The sequence below is a fragment of the Leeuwenhoekiella obamensis genome, assembly GCF_055391795.1.
This window is the reverse complement of the sequence record NZ_AP029251.1, coordinates 403897-421459: the sequence shown is the minus strand read 5'-3', so window position 1 is coordinate 421459 and position 17563 is coordinate 403897. Positions and strand designations below refer to the sequence as shown.

Here is a 17563-nt window from a genome sequence, read left to right as displayed (position 1 = left end):
TCATTTGCTAATCTGCTAATTTTTAATTTTAAAACATGGGACAAATCAAAACGCAACCTGTAGAAATCGTTACTGATATTACGGCTGAGGAGTTTGTAGAAAAGTACTACAAACCTAGAAAACCGGTGCTTATCAAGAACCTGACAAAGGATTGGCCGGCGGTAAAAAAATGGAATCTCGATTATATCCAAGAGCGTGCTGGTGAGCAAATTGTTCCGCTGTATGACAGCAAACCCGTGGGTGGCAAAAAGACTTCGCATGCGCCTGCGCAAAAGATGAAATTATACGATTATATCGAACTGCTAAAAAGCGGTCCCACAGACCTGCGCATGTTCTTTTATAATGTGTTGAGCAAAATGCCCGAGCTCACAAAGGATTTTGATTATCCAGAGATTGGGATGCCGTTTTTTAAGAAATTACCGGTGATGTTTTTTGGCGGTGCGGGAAGTAAAGTTTTGACGCATTATGACATGGATGTGGCGCACAATATGCACTTTCATTTTCATGGTCATAAACGCGTGATGCTCTTTGAACCTGAGCAAACCAGATACCTATACAAAATCCCGTTTAGCGTGCATAATCACGAAAGCATTGACATGGATGATGTGGATTTTGACATCTATCCCATGTTGCAAAATGCTGTTGCTACAGAAGCCTTTATGGAACACGGCGACGCACTCTACATGCCCAGCGGTTACTGGCATTACATTAAATATCTGGACGCTGGTTTTTCGCTCACGCTGCGCTCTTTTCCCAGACATGGCAAAGGAGTCGCAAAGTTGCTTAGCAACCTTGTCGTGATGCGTAATTTTGAAAATCTCATGCGCAAGATAATGGGTCAGAAATGGGTGGATTATAAAGATGAACTGGCGGTGAGAAGGACAAATAAAAAGTATGCTGAAGAAATATAGCTTTCGCTGGAACATCCTCCTTTTACTGAGCTTTCTCTTGCTGCTGTCTTCATGCGGAGTCAAAAAATCGCTGGAAGACAAGCCTGATTTATCTGCATATTCTGAGGCAGTTCCACAGCGAGAAAAAATCAACGACTCCACCTATTTTGCGGGTGATAATTTCCTTACCAAAAACAAATATGGTCTCTGGGAATTATATGTGGAGGGCGACCCTTTACAACGCGGCTTGCTCACCGGAAGCCTTACCGAAGAAATTTTCAATTATCAAGAACAGGTGTTTCTCGACAAGATTTATGACCTCGTTCCTTCCGAAGGGCAGCGCAACTTTTTGACCAAGTTCATCCGCTGGTTCAACCGAAAAATGTACACCTATATTCCCAATGAGTACAAGGCTGAGATTTTTGGCGTAAGCCAGTTTGCTGACCCCACTTACAATCATTTTGCGCCACAATATCTGCGCGTTTTGTATATGCACGGCGCGCACGACATAGGTCATGCGCTGCAGGATTTGATGCTCGTGGGCTGTTCTTCGTTTGCGGTTTGGGACGATAAAACCGCTGATGGCGAGTTATTGCTTGCGCGAAATTTTGACTTCTACGCTGGCGATGAATTCGCAAAAAATAAGATTATCGCATTCTATGCACCAGACGAGGGCAACAAGTTTATGCAAATCACTTGGGGCGGATTTCTGGGTGTGGTGAGCGGCATGAACGATGCCGGCCTCACCGTGACCATCAATGCTGGGAAGTCCAAGATTCCGCTTATCGCAAAAACGCCTATCACGCTTGTTACCCGCGAAATTCTGCAACATGCAAGCACCATTGATGAGGCTATCGCTATTGCGAAAAAACGTGAGGTTTTTGTCTCAGAATCTATCATGGTGGGCAGCGCAGATGAGCGCCGCGCGGTGTTGATAGAAGTTTCTCCGAAGAATTTTGGCGTGTATGAAGTGCCGAATAACGATGAATTGTTGTGCACCAATCACTTTCAGAGCGAGGCGTATAAAGACGACCGCCGCAACCAGAAAACCATCGCAGAAAGCCACACCGAATATCGTTTTGAACGTTTGACCCAGTTAGTTGACAAAGAAAATAAAATGACCCCCGAAAAAGCCGTTGCCATATTAAGAGACACAAAGGGCATTGACGGCGAACCGCTGGGATACGGCAATGAGAAGGCGCTTAACCAACTCCTCGCCCACCACGGCATTGTGTTCAAACCTGAGGAGCGCAAGGTTTGGGTTTCGGCAAATCCGTATCAATTGGGTGCGTTTGTGTGCTATGATTTGGATACTGTATTTGCTAATCGGGCGGGCAATCCATCTGCGACCTCACTCGCTGATGATGCACTTACAATCGCCAGAGAGCCTTTCGTAGAAACACGAGAATTTAAAGATTATGAAGCTTACCGAAAGCTAGAACGTGAGGTAGAGCAAGCGCTGGAGCAGGATAAAGAAGTTGAGAAAAATGTGGTTTTGGCTCTAGCCAAAAAAAATCCAGAGTACTGGAAGGCCTATTTTTTAACCGGAAAATATTACTTTGAGCGCGGTTGGTATGCAGCGGCTTTAAAGCAGTTTGAAATTGCAAATACCAAAGTCGTCACTACCGTACCAGACCAAGAAATGCTGGACAAATACATCAAAAAATCTAAACGCAGGTCAGGAAAATGATTCCCGAAATCGAGTTACAATCCCCACAGGAAATCAAAAAATATCAGGAAAAACGCCTGCGTGAGCTCCTGCCCTATCTTCAGGAAAATTCTGCGTTTTACAAGAGACATTTTGAGCAACATAGGATTGATATTTCACAAATCCAGACGCTAGAAGATTTGCAGCAAATCCCCGCGGTGAGCAAAGATGATTTGCAAAAATACAACGAAGATTTTCTCTGTGTTCCGCGCAGCAAAGTGATTGACCACGTGACCACAAGTGGCACACTGGGCGACCCGGTAAGCTTTTATCTTACTGATAAAGACCTTGACCGCCTAGCGTATAACGAGGCTATTTCTTTTGCGTGCAGCGGTGTGACGGCAAATGACACCATCCAACTCATGACCACGATGGACCGCCGTTTTATGGCGGGCATGGCCTATTTTCTGGGTGCACGCCAGTTGGGAGCCGGCATCATCCGCACGGGTTCTGGGATACCTGAGTTGCAATGGGACAGCATTGAGAAATTCAATCCTACGTATTTAATTGCCGTGCCGTCGTTCTTGGTAAAGCTTATCGCTTTCGCGGAAAAGAACGGTCATGACCTCAACGCAACCAGTGTAAAAGCTGCGATTTGCATTGGTGAACCCATCCGCGAGCCAAATTTTAGACTGAATACGTTAGGCAAAAAAATCAAAGAGCATTGGGATATTGATTTGTACAGCACCTACGCCGCTACCGAAATGGCAACAGCTTTTAACGAATGCTCAGCACAGCAGGGCGGCCACCTGCATCCTGAACTTATCATTGCCGAGATCCTTGATGAAAACGAGCAGCCCGTGAATGCTGGGGAAGTTGGTGAACTTATAGTTACCACACTGGGCGTGGAAGGCATGCCGCTACTTCGTTTTAAAACCGGCGACATGGTACAGGCTCACGATGAATCCTGCACTTGCGGTAGAAATAGTTTGCGCTTAGGTCCCGTGGTGGGCCGTAAAAAGCAAATGATAAAATACAAAGGCACCACGCTGTATCCGCCCGCGATGATCAACCTGCTGAATGACTTTAGCGGCATTGATGGCTATGTTATTGAGTTGCGCCATAACGAACTAGGAACAGACGAGATCCTTTTGCGCATTCATGCTCCAGCCGCAAACGACACTTTATTACATGAAGTAAAAGACCATTTTAGGGCCAAGCTACGCGTACGCCCCAATGTAGTTTTTGAAACAAAAGAAACGCTGGATGCGATTCGTTTTCCTAAGACGAGTAGGAAGCCGGTGGTGGTTGTGGATTACAGGTGATGGTAGTCTTACCTTAGAAATTAAAATACAATAGCGTTAAACTATATTCATTTCTTCTTAGGAGGCGGTGGTGGAGGGCCTTGGTATCTTGGCAAGTTATTTCCTTTTGGTTTAGGTCTATCCGGATTTGTTCTTGGCAAACCGGAAGGGGTTGTTCTTGGTCTATCTTGTTTTGCCATTTCTCTAAGTATTAAGAATTAAAAACTTCGCTAAAATAATTATCACTGTATATTTTTGCCTTTCTTATAAGGTTTTTTGGTTTGGAACGAATGTTTTGCGAAATCATTTTATTGTATTCTGTTTCTTGTTCTTTTAATCTGTAAAAGGTCTTTTTACATTTTCTTTCGTCAAATTCTTCTGATTCGTGTGAAAACCATAATTCTTCTATTTTATTGAAATAGGTTGTATAAAACCTTTGTATTTCATCAATATCATTGATCTGTTTCATACCTCCTATCAAATGAGGTTGTAATAATTTCAACAAGGAAATTCCAGATATTATGATACATGAGATTAAAGGTAAATTATCCCAAAACTTCCAGCCCATTATACCAGTACTAGAGAATACCAGTATAAGTATATTGAAATACTTCACGACCTTTCTTTGCCTCTCACAATAGAGTGTTACAAATTCAAGGTTATGTCTTGACTGGGTTAACTCATTCCACAATCTATTTCTCATATTGACATAAAAAGCTGAAAACCAGAATAAAGTTACACATGAAACTATAATGATTAAAAAATACTTATCCAGACTTTTCAACAACGTATGACCATATAAAATGATGCGATGCTGAATCAAGTTCAGCATGACGTTCCTTCTTATCTCCCCCGGCTCCCGGGAAACCATAAAATTTACCCAGGGCGTATCAAAATTAGCCGGGAGTAATAATTTAATTTCCGGGGATAATAAAAAGTGCCCCGGGACGGGTCCTAAGTCTCCCGGGGAGGGTAAAAACGGTGCGGGGAGCACTCCAAGTCATGCGGGGAGCATAAAAAGTCACGCAGGACGCCTAAAAATTAAGCAGGAATAATACATATATATGCAGGAATAATAAAAAATGGTGCAGGAAGGGTGCAAAGTCATGCAGGAAGCATTTTTAGGACCTAATGGCTGAGATGCTGAATCAAGTTAAGCATGACGCTTTTTATACTTAATACTTTTACTCACTACTCAATACTAACTTCTAAACAAATAGAATCCACCCCAGAACGCACAGCACAAGGACTAGTAACCCTTGCACGCCGGTAAGCAAGGTATAGCTCCGCGAAGTATCCCTGGCACTCATGCCGCTAAACTGCGAAACTACCCAAAAATAACTGTCGTTAAAGTGCGATACCGTCATGGCCCCGCCGCCTATCGCCATCACGGCAAAGGCAAATTGCAACGGATTTTCCCAGCCCAACGTGGGGATAATTGACGCCAGTAATGACGAGGTTATCACCATTGCACTGGTGGATGATCCTTGCGCCGACTTTAATATCGCCGAAATCACAAAAATGCTCACAATGACCATCAGGTCGCCGGTTCCTTCAGACAACCATTGTGCGATAAAGTCCTGTAATGGCGTTGCTTTTAAAACGCCGCCAAAAGCCCCTCCAGCACCCGTGATTATCAAGATAGGCCCAGAAATCTTTATGGCTTCCACAAACCAGTTTCCGGCCGCTTTGTTTTCCTTTGGCTTAAGCCAAAACATCGCTGATAAGGCTCCGATGAAAATAGCGACCATGGGGTTGCTGATAAATTCGATAATGGCATTTTCTATTTCGAGAAATCGAAAAACCGTTCCCACCGCGATTAGCAAAATGGGCAGAACTACAGGTGTTATCGCTTTGGCGAAAGAGGGAAGTTCGCGTGGTTTATGCGTTTCAGCATTATCCAGCACATCTTCCGTATGGATGTTTTTACCTAGTTTTTTAGAAAGCCATTGCGTAACAAGCAGAATAGGGATTGAAAAACAAATTCCCGTGATGATAATCGTTCCCAGATATTCTGATGCGCCGATGTTTCCTGCTGCCGCAATAGGCCCAGGCGTAGGCGGAATCAACGTGTGCGAAGTATATAAGCCAGAAGCAAGCGCCAGGCTCAAACTAGCCTTGTTGACCTTGCCCAACTTACCCAATTTATCGGCTAGCCCAGAAAGCAGGATAAATCCGCTGTCGCAATACACCGGTACACTCACCACGGCCCCAATAATGGATAGAGCTGGGATGGTTTTTCCTTTCCCCGTAAGGGAAATAATTTGTTGCGCAATACGCATCGCCCCACCAGATTTTTCTAAGAAAACCCCTATCACACTCCCAAAAATCACGATAATCCCGATGTATTGCATCAGGCTCCCAAAACCACTTTGTATGGAATTTATCATCAGGTCAAGCGGCATCCCACTGGCGATTCCCACAAAAAAGCAGGCGATGATGAGAGCGAGAAATGGGTGTGCTTTGAATCGTGAAGTCAGCACCACAATAAGCACAATAGATAGCGCGATGACGAGTAAAAGTGGAATTCCTGTGAGCATTTGCGTAAAATATGTAGTAAATTAACTAAAATGTGGAAAGTAGAAATGAGAAAATAGAAATTAGAAAATAGAAATTAGAAAAAAGACGAGTGATGAAGTACGAGCGACGAGCGACAAAAAAACATCACCCAATTCGCTAATTTGCTAATCAACACATTGACCAATTAATTCACTTCTCGATACAATTCGCCCCGGCGAATTACTCGAAGTGACATGAAAGATTTAAATACGAAAATAGAGAAGATAATCTAGCAGTCCACTGTTGCAGTGAGCAGTTTAGATGCTTTGTCAGTTCGAGTGGCGGCGCAGCCTGCCGTATCGAGAACTAGATAAAGAGTGATAAAGTACGAACGACAAATGACAAAATACGAACAAACACTTCTCGATACAATTCGCCGCGGCGAATCACTCGAAGTGACATGAAAGATTTAAATACGAAAATAGAGAAGATAATCTAGCAGTCCACAGTTACAGTTAGCAGTTTGGATGCTTTGTCAGTTCGAGTGGCGGCGCAGCCTGCCGTATCGAGAACTAGATAAAGAGTGATGAAGTACGAGCGACGAGCGACAAAAAAACATCACCCAATTCGCTAATTTGCTAATCAACACATTGACAAATTGACTCATTGGCAAATCAACCCATTATGAAAATCCTCCTCGCTCCAGATAAATTTAAAGGTTCGCTTAGCGCAAAGGGCGTTTGTGATGCGCTTGAATCTGGCTTGAGCCAAAATTATCCTGATGCAGAAATCATCCAATTTCCGCTGGCGGATGGCGGTGAGGGCTCGCTTGCGGTAATCGCAAATCATCTTGATGGTAAATGGATAGTGACAAAAGTGAACGACCCGCTTTTTCGAGAAATCGAGGCCAAATATTTTTTATCTGGCGACGCGGCTTATATAGAAATGGCGGAAGCTTCGGGCTTTGACCTGTTGTCTAAAGAAGAACGCAACTGCCTGTACACAACAACGCTGGGCACTGGCGAACTCATAAAAAATGCGCTCAATCGGGGTGCGAAAGAGGTGTATTTATTTATTGGCGGTTCGGCGACTTGCGATGGTGGGATGGGCGTTGCGGCGGCTTTGGGCTATCAATTTCTGGATGATAATGGCAAGGATTTAAAGCCTTTCGGCGAAAATATGCTTGCCGTAAAAAAGATAATTCCACCAGAAGAAAAGATAAAAGCAACCTTTATTACCCTTTGCGATGTGAACAATCCTTTTTATGGTAAAAATGGGGCAGCGCATGTTTTTGGTCCGCAGAAAGGTGCTGATGAAAAAGCCGTAAAGCAATTGGATGCCGGACTAAAAAATCTCGCTGAAATCGTTGAACGCGATTTAGGTAAGTCAATCGCCGAAATTCCCGGTGCTGGTGCTGCAGGTGGTTTGGGCGGAGGTTCGGTGGCGTTTCTGGATGCCAACTTGCAATCTGGATTACAAACTATAATGCAATTGGTCAATTTTGAAAAAGTAGCTTCAACCGCCGATGTTATCTTAACAGGCGAAGGCAAAATCGACGGACAAACGCTGCAAGGAAAGGTTGTGCAGGGCGTAGTAGCTTTGGCGAAAGCCAAAAAAATACCCGTACACGCCGTTTGCGGAATTACAGATTTATCCCAAAAAGCAATACAGGAATTGGGCTTACACTCCTGCCATCAAGTTATGGAAGTCGCAAAATCTGAGGAAGAAGCGTTTTCTCAAGCGGCAAGAATACTCAACGAAATAGCAACCAAATTCAACTTCTAATGAGAAAAATATCCTTAATAACGCTAGCAATAATTCTAGTTACTCTAGCACAAACGCATGCCCAAGAACATATCATTCCGCTTTGGGAAACGGTTCCTAATCAGAAAGAATCCAGCGAAAAAGAAGTGCAACAGCAGAATGATATTTTGCTTGTGAGCAATGTGCAAGAACCTTTGATAGAAGTTTTTTTGCCTAATGGCAGAGCGCAAACCGGCGAGGCTGTGCTTATTTTTCCGGGCGGCGGTTATCATGTTTTGGCGTATGATTGGGAAGGTCGCGACTTAGCAAAATACCTGAGCAGCCAAGGCATTGTGGGGATTGTGGTAAAATACCGTTTACCTATTTCAAAGTCGATTATAAATCCGTCAATCGCGCCTTTGCAAGATGCTCAACGCGCCATGCGCATCGTGCGCAGCAAGGCTAAAGAATGGCATATTGATGAAAATAAAATAGGGATTATGGGCTTTTCTGCGGGTGGACATCTAGCCTCAACTTTAGGAACGCTATATGACGAAAAAGTCTACGAGCCCACCGATGATGCTGATAAACTAAGTGCTCGTCCTGATTTTATGGCGCTCATTTATCCCGTAATCACAATGACAGATTTAACGCATGGCGGTTCTAAAGAAGCGCTGATAGGTAAAAATCCCACTGCCGAAATGGTAAAAAAATACAGTGGCGAACTCAATGTAAATGCAGAAACCCCATCCACTTTTATCGTGCATTCTATGGATGATGATGCGGTGCCTGTGGAAAACAGTTTGCAATTTCTGGACGCGCTTGCAAAAAATAAAATCTACACTGAAGCTCACATTTATCCTACCGGCGGTCACGGTTATTCCATGGGAATAGGCAATGCGCAACTAAGCAGCTGGCCAGGATTATTTGTCACTTGGGTAAAAACACTTCTGTAGATGTTCTTTTGGCTTTAAGCCAAAAAAATAAAAACCTAATTAAACGAATGCCTGAACTGCACCGGCGAAAGATTTGTCTTTTTCTTGAACAAAGTGCTGAATGACTGCGCGTGCTCAAAACCCAGCGCATACGCAATCTCACTCACAGAAAGATTGGTGGTTGACAGTTGCTCCTTTGCCTTTTCTATCAACTTATCGTGCAGGTGTTGTTGCGTGTTTTGCCCTGTGTGCATTCTCAGCAAATCGCTGAGATAATTGGGCGACAAATTCATGAGTTGGGCAACATGCTGCACGGTGAGCAGTTTTTGTTCTGCTGTATTCTCATTGTAATATTGCTCTAAAATGCTTTCAAACTTCTCCAGCAATTGATGATTATGACTCTTTCTGGTGATGAATTGCCGCTCGTAAAATCGGTTAGAATATGTGAGGAGCAGCTCAATTTGCGACAGGATAATCTCCTGCGTGTGCTTATCAATATGCTGATATTCTTTTTCGATTTTTTCTAGGATTGAAATGAGATAATCCTCTTCTTCGGCAGAGAGATGCAGCGCTTCATGAACGGCATACGAGAAAAAAGTATAGCTATTTATCTTGCCCGCCAGCGGATGACCCAACAGAAAATCCTGATGAAAAATCAATAAAACGCCAGAGCCACACTCGGTATTTTTAAGGTCCAGATGCTGCACTTGATTAGGCGCAGTGAAACTCAAAACACCTTTGTCATAATCATAATGCTGCTGACCGTATCTAATTTTTCCTTTTGCATTTCGCTTAAGCGCAACACAATAAAATTTATTTACAAAATGCTCCCAGATCTCATCTTCCAGAAAAATACTTTCTTCAAGATCAATGACACTTACCAGCGGATGTTTAGGTTCTGGCAGCGATAATAATCTGTGAAATTGCGAAATGGTTTCTATTGCGTTCATGCTATAATTTAATTTAAAAAGCCTTTGTACAAAAAGGACAAAGGCTCCTAATTTTTTAATCTAATAATCCCATACTGAATTCATCATAAGGCTCGCCAGTATCAGTCCCCAGAGGCACAATACTTTCTAACCTTGACAGGTCTTCACTGGTCAATTCTATTTGCGTAGCGTTAATATTCTGCTCCACATATTTTCTGCGTTTTGTTCCTGGAATTGGCAAAATCCCCTTTGCCATGATCCACGCTAGAGCCAGTTGAGACGGTGTGATATTTTTTTCTCCGGCCATGGTTTCAATTGCATTTACAAGCTCTATATTCTTATAAAAATGCCCTTCCTGAAAACGCGGTATCGCACGACGAAAATCATTCTCTGGCAAATCATCTATACTTTTAATTTGCCCAGATAGAAAGCCACGACCCAAAGGTGAATATGCCACAAAACCAATTCCCAACTCATTCAACGTTTGTATAACCCCGCGCTCCTCAACTGTACGTTCAAAAAGTGAATACTCACTCTGAACAGCCGTGATAGGATGCACAGCGTGTGCGCGCTTCACAGTCTCAGATGAAACTTCAGACAATCCTAGATAACCTACTTTTCCTTCCTTTACCAGTTCGCTCATCGCTTCAACGGTTTCTTCAATAGGTGTATTTTTATCAAGGCGGTGCATGTAATACAGGTCGATATAATCTGTTTTCAGATTTTTTAGCGAACGCTCAACCGACTTTTTCACATATTCCTTCTTGCCGTTTATCGCCCAGGTAACTTTGTCATTATCTTCAATCTCCCAGCCAAATTTCGTCGCAATGATGTATTTGTCTCGATTCTCGCCAATAGCTTTCGCGATAAGCTGTTCATTTTTAAAAGGTCCGTACAGATCTGCGGTATCCAAGAAATTCCCGCCCATTTCAAAAGATTTATGAATGGTGGCAATTGCTTCCTTTTCATCAGCTGGTCCATACATATTTGCATCTTCAAAGCCGGTCATTCCCATACAGCCTAGACCTATTTTGGGCACAACGAGACCTTCACTTCCTAACTTGATTTTTTTAATTTCCATTTCATTGATTTTAATGATACAAAGGTCTGTATCAACCCACTTCTGCATGTATGCAAATCACAGAATCACATAAGCAAATCAAGAATAGAGATGTTTTTTTGGCTTAAAGCCAAAAGAAAAATCACGCAGTTATATAAAAGGAGTAGAATAAAATAGCGCAGAAATAAACCTGTGAATCAATGTGATAAACCGGAAAACGAAATTTTATATGTAAAAAATAACGATGAAAATGAAAAAATTAACCAAAAACAGTATATTTGCACCCGCAAAATTAAGGTCGCGTAGCTCAGCTGGATAGAGCATCTGCCTTCTAAGCAGACGGTCAGGGGTTCGAATCCCTTCGCGATCACAGAAAGCCTCACACTAGTGAGGCTTTTTTGTTTGTCGCTACGGGATTCGAAACCCCGCGCGGCAAGCCCGCACCTCATTATAAATCTCCGCAGGAGATTTCATTAACATTCGGTCGTCTTCGCGATCACAGAAAGCCTCACACTTATGGAACTTTTTTGTTTGTCGCTACGGGATTCGAAAGCCCACGCGGCAAGCTCGCACCTCATTATAAATCTCCGCAGGTGATTTCATTAACATTCGGTCGTCTTCGTGATCACAGAAAGCCTCACATTAGTGGGGCTTTTTTGTTTACGAGGGTTACAGGTTTGAATCCTGCCGAGGTCATTAAAAAAAAAAATCCCTCACAAAACAGCAAGGGATCTTTATTAATTAATAAAATTTCTATCTATCGTCGCTCGTTGTAAACGCCAACTTCAAGCACCACTGGTGGACTATCTGCTTTATCAAAATTAATTCTCACCTTCTCACCATAAACTCTTTCAAAACGATGAATTTTGATCTTATCCTTCTTGCTACCTTTTAAAAGTTCATGCCATTGGTTGTTTTTAAAATACTTTATGGTATAAGACGATATATTAGGATTATTCTCTGTGATCACGATCATATTAAAGCTACGCTCTTCATTAAGATCAACTTCCCACCACGCATTCTCAACAGCTTTATTAGAAACCCATGCTGTCCCAAAATCATCATCGTTTGCAAAATCCATAATGTTCATGTCATTACTCCAGCTACTGTTTGACGGTTTAAACTTTGCGATATTTGAGGAGATTATTGGCGCATCATAATTTCCTTTAAGCGCGGGCATCGGTCCTTTGTGCTGCCATAACTTTCCTATTTCTTTTAAAGCTTTCATGGCATTATCATCGATCTTGCCATCTCTATTTGGTGCCACATTAAGAATATAATTACAGTAAGCTTCATTAAAAGGAATCAAATTCTCATTTACCAATTGCTTAGGATCCTTTACCGGATTCTCAGGAAACCAAGGTTTCCAAAACCAATTTTGCTGTAAAGGATAACATGACAGTGCTGGCAGAATATTAGCATCCTTTTCTATGTGTTGACCCGCATTTTGCTCATAAGATTTTATGTCTGTGTAGAATAAAGCCTCTGCTGGATATTTCGCTGCATTAAGATCCATCACAAGGCAATCTGGCTGGATGGATTTTATCAAATTATAGATCTCTTCAAATGGTACATCATCATAAGAAATTCTAGACCATGGTGCATCCCAGCCGTCAATGATCATTGCGTCAATTTCTCCATAATTAGTGAGTAATTCTGTAAGTTGATCTTTTATAAATTGAATTTTATCCTCAGTGATCATTCCTGGTCTGATCTTATGATGCGTATCAAGAATAGAATAATACAGCATCACCTTAAGATCATTTTTTCTAAAAGCATCCACATATCCTTTCACCACATCTTTACCATAAGGACTACTCATCACGCTATATTCAGTTGTTTTTGTGTCCCAAATAGAAAAACCGCTATGATGTTTTGTAGTTAACGCCCCATACGTCATATTCGCAGATTTTGCAGCTTTGGCCCATTGATCAAAGTCTATCTGCTTAGGATTAAAAATAGAAGGATCAGCGTCTGGATCAGCCCAATCATCTTCCATATACGTAGGGATATTATAATGAATGAACATCCCAAATCTTAGATCAATAAAATCCTGCTGGCGCTTTAGCAATTGCGGTGAGACTTGTGCCTTTATAGTATTTTGGCTTAAAGCCAAAACAAGAAAAACTGCCGCGATATTTATAAAATTTCTCATGTGTAAACCGTAATTATGATTGAGACAAATTTGAAAGATTTAATTATTTAAGTCTTGAACCTTTAGGGCAAATAATTGCACTTTTCCGATATTTGATGTTTTAGCATTGATATGAAAACAGGACAGACTTTTGATCTTTCGTCAGAGATCATTCATGTAGACAACATCAGGTTTGAAGAAGACACGGTGCATGAAAATATAATCAGTCCGTTCTCTAGGCTTTACTACATTGAAAGTGGCGTAAGCCAGGTAATGATACGCGGTGTAAAAACCGAATTAAAAGCTCACAATCTATACCTCATCCCCGGTTTCACACCTTGTAGTTACTATTTTAAAAAGGGGATGAACCACTATTTCATTCATTGTATTTTTTCGCTAAAAAAGAGTCTAAATCCGTTTCCTTACATCAATATTTTAAAGGAGGTAAAAGCGATAGAAATTGATTTTTCACTCTTTAAAAGAATCTTTCAATTACATCCAGATAAGCGTTTACCCCATTACAATCCTCATGTGTATCACAAAACCATGTGGCAGCATAAAGACGATTATTACAAAGACATTAAATTAAAATGGGAGTCTGAAGGTATAGTACAACAACTTTTCTCAAGATTCATTACACAAGACAGCATGCAACTCATTCAAGGCATGTCTAGATACAAGATCGAGGATGTACTATTTTATATAAAAGAGAATCTTCAAGAAGATATTTTTATCACAGATCTTGCTCAATTATGTCATCTTTCGCCAGATCATTTTACCCGAGTTTTTAAAAGCATAATCGGCATAGGTCCTAAAGAATATATAATCCGCGAGCGACTGCAGCAAGCCCAACTTTTACTACTCACCACAGACCTAAACGTCAATGAGATCTTAAGTTTAGTCAACTTCAAGTCTGCTGCATATTTTTCAAGAATTTTTAAAAAGTACACTTTGTTATCGCCATTAGAATATCGCAAAAGAAGAAGCCTCGCAACGTAGACCTTTAATTTCTTTAGAGGTAAAATTGCTCATTTTAAAGGTGCATTTTGATTTTTGGCTTAAAGCCAAAAAAACCACTACCCTTTCTCATAAATCATGATATATTTGCACGCCCTTAATGACGAAAAGCCCTATGGAAAAATCCCGCCAAATTGAATGTATCAGCGTTTTTGACATGCTAAAAATAGGCGTTGGCCCTTCTAGCTCTCACACGCTGGGACCATGGCGCGCAGCCCAGCGCTGGATTGAAAAGTTGAAACGCAGAGAGAAATTTGAACACGTGGTTCACGTACAGGTCGATCTTTATGGTTCGCTAAGTCTTACCGGCAAAGGTCACGCTACAGACATCGCTGCGGTTCTGGGATTGATGGGTTTTGATCCAGTCACGATGGATACTTCCATTATTGGCGACGAGATCGAAAAACTTAAAAATAATGGGGTTCTTAGCCTTAACGGCGAAAAGAATATCGCTTTCTCTTTTTCTGATGATGTTTGCTTTAACCGCAAGTTTCTTGAGTTTCACCCTAACGGCATAAAGTTTAGAGCTACGCTTGAAAATGGCAAGAAAATAAGCGAATCTTATTACTCTATAGGCGGTGGATTTGTAGTTCAAAAAGAGCGTAAGAATGCGAGCAGAAAACTGCAAAAATTCAACACCTTCCCTTACCCTGTTGAAAGCGGCAACCAGTTGCTAGAATATTGTAAAAACGAGAACAAACAGATTTCTGAGATCGTTCTTGAAAACGAACTTTCGCTGCGAAGCGAGGAAGAAATTGACAATGGATTAAAGCAAATCTGGCAGGTAATGCAAGAGTCAATGTACGAAGGTTGCCACAGCGAGGGCAATCTCCCTGGCGGACTCAACGTTAAACGCCGCGCCAAGGAAATTCATGATCGTCTCATTGGCGAAACACAATATAACGGCATAGAAGATTGGATTCCGGCGATTCGAAATACGGAGGTAAAATTTCGTCAAATCCTTAAGTGGGTTAGCTGTTTCGCTTTAAGCGTAAACGAAGTTAATGCCTCGCTAGGCCGTGTCGTTACTGCGCCCACTAACGGTAGTGCCGGTACAGTTCCTGCGGTTTTGATGTATTATCTGGTTATCGAGAACCACAACGCAGGCTTTGAAGATATCAAAAAATTCATGCTTGTCGCTGGCGAAATAGGAAGCTTATTTAAAAAAGGTGCGACAATTTCTGCTGCGATGGGCGGTTGTCAGGCAGAGATCGGAGTTTCTTCTGCGATGGCAGCTGGCGCGCTTGCCGAACTGCTGGGCGGCACTCCAGAACAAGTTTTAATGGCTAGTGAAATCGCCATGGAACATCACCTGGGCCTTACCTGCGACCCGATTGGCGGTCTTGTGCAAATTCCATGTATTGAGCGCAACGCAATGGGCGCGATAAAAGCGATCAATGCCGCAGAGATCGCTCTAGAAAGTGACGCAAGCAAAGCAAAAGTGCCACTAGACAAGGTCATCGAGACCATGTGGGAAACCGCAAAAGACATGAACAAGAAGTACAAAGAAACTTCTGAGGGCGGTCTTGCCGTTAAGGTGAGCCTTAGCGATTGCTAGTACATTTAATCATAAAATAACCTTTGGCGCAAGCCACAAATCCCTGATTTTGCATAAGATTGCTCCATGAAAAAATGGATGCTTTTTTGCGCTTTTTTGTCGCTTGCGGTTTTGGCTCAAGGCCAAAAGAAAACTCAAATCGCCTTTCTTGCAGATGTGCATTTGCAAGTTCCTTTCACTAAGTTAGAAGGCACAGATTATCGCGGAATCATAAATCCCAAAACTGGGAAGCCCACGCTCATCCGCACTATGGAAGCGCAGCTGCATTCTACCCGCATTTTTAACGAGAACTATTTTGCCTTCCTCACTGCATTAGGAGATTTAGCAAATCGCGGAATCAAGTTGGTCGCGCTTCCCGGCGATTATACCGATGATGGTCAGCCGGTTCACCTACGTGGATTAAAGAAAATCCTTGAAAAATATGAGCAGGAATATGACATGCAATTTTTCATCACAACGGGAAATCATGACCCGGTAAGACCTTTCCGTACGGGGGCTGGCAAATCAGATTTTTTGGGTAAAAATGGAATGGAGCAAAGCATTGTAAGTCATCCGGATTTAGCTAAGCCTGAGACAAATCTTCCTGCTATCATCACTCAAGATATTGCAAAAATGGGATATGACGGCGTGACGTCCATCCTTCAGAATTTTGGCTTTAAGCCAGAGAAAAATCAGCTTTTTTGGACAACTCCTTTTGCTCAATATGATATTAAGAATTACACTTTCGCGAAAGCAAAACAAGCATCAGAACTCAGCAATAGAATGTATGAAGTTGCGCCTGGCTATGCCGTTCCTGATGTGAGTTATGTGGTAGAACCAGTGAACGGAATCTGGCTAATGGCGATTGATGGCGATGTTTTCATTCCGCGTGATGGTGCGCCTGAAAATGGCGAAAATTACAGCAGCGCAAGCACAGGCTATAACAATGTGTTGACGCATAAGAAGCACTTGATTGCTTGGGCAAAGAAAATGGCAGAAATGGCTCAGAAAAATGGAAAAACATTGATTGCTTTTTCACACTTCCCGATGCTAGATTTTAATGATAACGCTTCCGCGGAAATTGAACAGCTCATGGGCAATAACAAATGGCAACTAGAGCGCGTTCCTGATGCGGAAGTCGCTAAAGCATTTGCCGATGCAGGCATAAAAATCCATTTTGCTGGACACATGCACATCAATGATTCTAACATCACAACTTCAGGAAACAATAGGCTGTTGAACGTGCAAGTTCCTTCGCTGGCGGCATATCCTGCTGCATACAAACTACTCACCATTGATGGGCAGCAATTAGAAATTGAAACCGTAGAAGTGAACACAAAAGCTTTTTCTGAGCATTTTCCACTATATGAAATGGAATACGAATATTTGCAAAACACAGCACCAGAGAAGCTATGGAATCATGAAATCTTGAATTCTGAAGATTACGCGGCATTCACTCAATTTCATTTAAAAGAATTGGTACGATTGAGATTCATTCCTCAAGATTGGCCGGAAGATTTGAGTTCGTTTTTGGCGAAAGCCAACGCTCAGGATATCTTAAAAAAGATAAACGGTAAACAATCAAAACTTCTATCTAGTTGGCAAGGAACCGACCTTATCGAGGACTTTCACAAAATACGTTCGGCTGATGTGTTGGCGTTTGACGATATCCCAAAATCCCGAATTCACGATTACAAATTGCTTATTAAAGCAAGTGAAAAATCAGAGCAAAAATCGCAGGATGTTGTAAAAACGCAACTCCAACTGATGCTGAAAATCCTAGATAAATTCATGCACGGCACACCGGCTGACCATTATATCTACAACCTAAAAACCGGAAAAATCAAGCAAAAGTAATTTTGGCTTT

General features: G+C 42.0%; 13 protein-coding genes and 1 tRNA gene. 9 read left to right on the top strand and 5 right to left on the bottom strand.

Annotated elements, in window-relative coordinates; translation table 11 throughout:
* Window positions 1–35: 35 nt before the first annotated feature.
* From ACZ5L8_RS01930 to flxY, 3 genes are read left to right on the top strand one after another with little or no spacing between them, the layout of a single operon-like run.
* A complete protein-coding gene (locus ACZ5L8_RS01930; protein WP_464439342.1) occupies window positions 36–911 on the top strand; it encodes a cupin-like domain-containing protein in 876 nt (291 codons plus the stop codon).
* Entirely contained in the window at window positions 895–2580 is a 1686-nt protein-coding gene (locus ACZ5L8_RS01925) for a C45 family autoproteolytic acyltransferase/hydolase (protein ID WP_464439340.1), read from the top strand. The genes ACZ5L8_RS01930 and ACZ5L8_RS01925 overlap by 17 nt, the downstream gene beginning before the upstream one ends.
* On the top strand, window positions 2577–3863 hold the full coding sequence (flxY, locus tag ACZ5L8_RS01920; RefSeq protein WP_464439338.1) for a flexirubin biosynthesis putative acyl-CoA ligase FlxY: 1287 nt from the start codon (window positions 2577–2579) through the stop codon (window positions 3861–3863). The genes ACZ5L8_RS01925 and flxY overlap by 4 nt, the downstream gene beginning before the upstream one ends.
* Before the next feature lie 190 nt (window positions 3864–4053).
* Here the strand turns inward: flxY and ACZ5L8_RS01915 are convergent, their stop codons facing one another.
* Complete coding sequence (locus ACZ5L8_RS01915) at window positions 4054–4311, bottom strand: hypothetical protein (protein ID WP_464439336.1); 258 nt, start codon at window positions 4309–4311, stop codon at window positions 4054–4056.
* Window positions 4312–5050: 739 nt separating this feature from the next.
* A complete protein-coding gene (locus ACZ5L8_RS01910; RefSeq protein WP_464439334.1) occupies window positions 5051–6382 on the bottom strand; it encodes a GntP family permease in 1332 nt (443 codons plus the stop codon).
* Window positions 6383–7025: 643 nt separating this feature from the next.
* Here ACZ5L8_RS01910 and ACZ5L8_RS01905 point away from each other — a divergent pair.
* Both ACZ5L8_RS01905 and ACZ5L8_RS01900 read left to right on the top strand, forming a co-directional pair.
* On the top strand, window positions 7026–8126 hold the full coding sequence (locus ACZ5L8_RS01905; protein ID WP_464439332.1) for a glycerate kinase: 1101 nt from the start codon (window positions 7026–7028) through the stop codon (window positions 8124–8126).
* A complete protein-coding gene (locus tag ACZ5L8_RS01900) occupies window positions 8126–9040 on the top strand; it encodes an alpha/beta hydrolase (protein WP_464439330.1) in 915 nt (304 codons plus the stop codon). The genes ACZ5L8_RS01905 and ACZ5L8_RS01900 overlap by 1 nt, the downstream gene beginning before the upstream one ends.
* A gap of 35 nt (window positions 9041–9075) precedes the next feature.
* Here ACZ5L8_RS01900 and ACZ5L8_RS01895 read toward each other — a convergent pair whose 3' ends face one another.
* Together ACZ5L8_RS01895 and ACZ5L8_RS01890 are read right to left on the bottom strand one after the other, a co-directional pair.
* On the bottom strand, window positions 9076–9969 hold the full coding sequence (locus ACZ5L8_RS01895; RefSeq protein WP_464439328.1) for a helix-turn-helix domain-containing protein: 894 nt from the start codon (window positions 9967–9969) through the stop codon (window positions 9076–9078).
* Between the two features lie 55 nt (window positions 9970–10024).
* On the bottom strand, window positions 10025–11029 hold the full coding sequence (locus tag ACZ5L8_RS01890; RefSeq protein ID WP_464439327.1) for an aldo/keto reductase: 1005 nt from the start codon (window positions 11027–11029) through the stop codon (window positions 10025–10027).
* Between the two features lie 275 nt (window positions 11030–11304).
* On the opposite strand from ACZ5L8_RS01890, the gene ACZ5L8_RS01885 reads away from it, so the two are divergent.
* Window positions 11305–11378: transfer RNA gene (locus ACZ5L8_RS01885), tRNA-Arg, on the top strand.
* 387 nt (window positions 11379–11765) lie between these two features.
* On the opposite strand, the gene ACZ5L8_RS01880 is transcribed toward ACZ5L8_RS01885, so the two are convergent.
* Window positions 11766–13163: an alpha-L-fucosidase gene (locus ACZ5L8_RS01880; protein ID WP_464439326.1), complete on the bottom strand. Its 1398-nt coding sequence runs from the start codon at window positions 13161–13163 to the stop codon at window positions 11766–11768.
* A 111-nt stretch (window positions 13164–13274) separates the two neighbouring features.
* On the opposite strand from ACZ5L8_RS01880, the gene ACZ5L8_RS01875 reads away from it, so the two are divergent.
* The 3 genes from ACZ5L8_RS01875 (at window position 13275) to ACZ5L8_RS01865 (ending at window position 17553) form a co-directional block, all read left to right on the top strand.
* Window positions 13275–14141, top strand: coding sequence for a helix-turn-helix domain-containing protein (locus tag ACZ5L8_RS01875; protein ID WP_464439325.1), 867 nt, complete (start codon window positions 13275–13277; stop codon window positions 14139–14141).
* A 133-nt stretch (window positions 14142–14274) separates the two neighbouring features.
* Complete coding sequence (locus tag ACZ5L8_RS01870; RefSeq protein ID WP_464439323.1) at window positions 14275–15717, top strand: L-serine ammonia-lyase; 1443 nt, start codon at window positions 14275–14277, stop codon at window positions 15715–15717.
* A 66-nt stretch (window positions 15718–15783) separates the two neighbouring features.
* Window positions 15784–17553 (top strand): metallophosphoesterase, encoded by a 1770-nt coding sequence (locus ACZ5L8_RS01865; protein ID WP_464439321.1) that lies wholly within the window; start codon window positions 15784–15786, stop codon window positions 17551–17553.
* The last annotated feature ends 10 nt before the right edge of the window (window positions 17554–17563 follow it).

Coding starts and splice junctions, on each gene's coding strand:
- ACZ5L8_RS01865 (WP_464439321.1), top strand. CDS start 15,784: ATGAAAAAATGGATGCTTTTTTGCGCTTTTTTGTCGCTTGCGGTTTTG.
- ACZ5L8_RS01890 (WP_464439327.1), bottom strand. CDS start 11,029: ATGGAAATTAAAAAAATCAAGTTAGGAAGTGAAGGTCTCGTTGTGCCC.
- ACZ5L8_RS01875 (WP_464439325.1), top strand. CDS start 13,275: ATGAAAACAGGACAGACTTTTGATCTTTCGTCAGAGATCATTCATGTA.
- ACZ5L8_RS01905 (WP_464439332.1), top strand. CDS start 7,026: ATGAAAATCCTCCTCGCTCCAGATAAATTTAAAGGTTCGCTTAGCGCA.
- ACZ5L8_RS01910 (WP_464439334.1), bottom strand. CDS start 6,382: ATGCTCACAGGAATTCCACTTTTACTCGTCATCGCGCTATCTATTGTG.
- ACZ5L8_RS01915 (WP_464439336.1), bottom strand. CDS start 4,311: ATGAAACAGATCAATGATATTGATGAAATACAAAGGTTTTATACAACC.
- ACZ5L8_RS01895 (WP_464439328.1), bottom strand. CDS start 9,969: ATGAACGCAATAGAAACCATTTCGCAATTTCACAGATTATTATCGCTG.
- ACZ5L8_RS01900 (WP_464439330.1), top strand. CDS start 8,126: ATGAGAAAAATATCCTTAATAACGCTAGCAATAATTCTAGTTACTCTA.
- ACZ5L8_RS01880 (WP_464439326.1), bottom strand. CDS start 13,163: ATGAGAAATTTTATAAATATCGCGGCAGTTTTTCTTGTTTTGGCTTTA.
- ACZ5L8_RS01925 (WP_464439340.1), top strand. CDS start 895: ATGCTGAAGAAATATAGCTTTCGCTGGAACATCCTCCTTTTACTGAGC.
- flxY (WP_464439338.1), top strand. CDS start 2,577: ATGATTCCCGAAATCGAGTTACAATCCCCACAGGAAATCAAAAAATAT.
- ACZ5L8_RS01930 (WP_464439342.1), top strand. CDS start 36: ATGGGACAAATCAAAACGCAACCTGTAGAAATCGTTACTGATATTACG.
- ACZ5L8_RS01870 (WP_464439323.1), top strand. CDS start 14,275: ATGGAAAAATCCCGCCAAATTGAATGTATCAGCGTTTTTGACATGCTA.